Below are 1455 nucleotides of genomic sequence, written 5' to 3'. Positions count from 1 at the left end.
CGATTCTGCGTGATGCGACCAGGCGGTCGTCTCGTCGTAGAGGGTGCCGGTTTTGAGGCATCCATGCAGGATGCCGACGAGCCGGTTGGCGAGCTGGCGCAGCGCGGCGTTGTGGCCGGAGCCGCGAGCTCGTTGCCGGTCGTAGTAGGCGCGTGCACCGGGCGAGAGTCTCAGGGCACTAAAGGCCTGGGTGAGCAGCGCGTCGATGAGCCGATCGTTGTGCACGAACCGGGCCAGGGCGACCTTCTTCTTGCCGGACGCCCGGGTGATCGGGGAGGTCCCGGCGTAGTTCTTGCGGGCCTTGGCGCTGGCGTATCGCGTGGGGTCGTCGCCGAACTCTGCGAGCACCCGGGCACCCAGGACCATCCCCAGCCCGGGCTGGGAGAGGATGATCTTAGCGGCCGGGTGCGCGCCAAAATGGGCCTCGACCTGCCCTTGCAGCGTCTTGACCTGGTGGTTCAACACGTTCAGGACCGCGAGCAACGCCTGGACGGAGGCGGCGTAGGCGTCGGTCACCACCTCCGGCTGACCGAGGTGCTCAGCGCGCAACGCCGCCTGGATCACCACGGCCTTGTCGGCCACGTTCTTGCGGCGGGCGTGCTGCAAAGCGGTACTGATCTGCCCGATCGTCAGCCTGGCGGCCTGCGCTGGGGTAGGGGCCTTGGCCAGCAGCTCCAGGCTGTCGGTGGCGTCCAGGTCCTCGAAAGCGACCAGCGCAGCCGGGAAGTAGTCACGCAGCGCGTGCCGCAGCCGCTGGGTGTGCCGGGTCCGTTCCCAGATCAGGGTCTTGTGCGTGCGGGCCACGACCTTGATCGCCTCGGCCTCGGCCGAGTCCCCCGCCACAGCGCGCAGCTCGTGGGCGTGGGTGCGGACCATGTCGGCCAGCACGTGCGCATCCCCGGCATCGCTCTTGGCTCCCGAGACTCCGAGCCGGTCCCGGAACCGGGAGGCCTGCAACGGGTTGACCGCCAGCACCGTGTACCCGGCAGCGACCAGCGCGGCCACCCACGGTCCCCGGTCGGTCTCGATGCCCACCAGCACCTCGACCTCATCGGCGTCGTCTCCGGCCAGCTCGCCAACGATGGCGTGCAGCCGGGCCATCCCGGCCACGCCCTCGGGCAGGCGAGCCTTGGCCAGCCTCCGGCCGGAGCCGTCCATCACCTCCACATCGTGATGCTCCTCGGCCCAGTCATCTCCCATGAACAGTCGCAACGGTCCTCCCGTTCTCGATGCCGATCACCCTGAGCAGCCGGCGGGAGAACCTCAGCGACCTAATCAAGCAGTGCTCACGCCACCAGGGCGGGCACGACATCCCATCAGCGATCAACTCTCCCGGCCAACGGCAGGGGCACGGTCTTTCGTCAGGACTCACCGTCCAGGAAACCGGAGTGCTCACCTGCCGGCGGCTACCACCAAGGAGTCTGCCGGATGGCTTACTCCCAGAACTGATTAGGA

General features: G+C 68.4%; 1 protein-coding gene. It reads right to left on the bottom strand.

Features of this window, described 5'->3' with window-relative positions; all coding sequences use genetic code 11:
• On the bottom strand, window positions 1-1200 hold a 1200-nt coding region (locus ABT158_RS51180; protein ID WP_352366765.1), incomplete at its 3' end, for an IS110 family RNA-guided transposase.
• Between the last annotated feature and the right edge of the window lie 255 nt (window positions 1201-1455).

This window comes from Nonomuraea sp. NPDC001636 (assembly GCF_040298265.1).
Lineage (GTDB): Bacteria > Actinomycetota > Actinomycetes > Streptosporangiales > Streptosporangiaceae > Nonomuraea.
The sequence above is the reverse complement of the archived record's forward strand: the minus strand, read 5'-3'. Positions and strand labels throughout refer to the sequence as shown.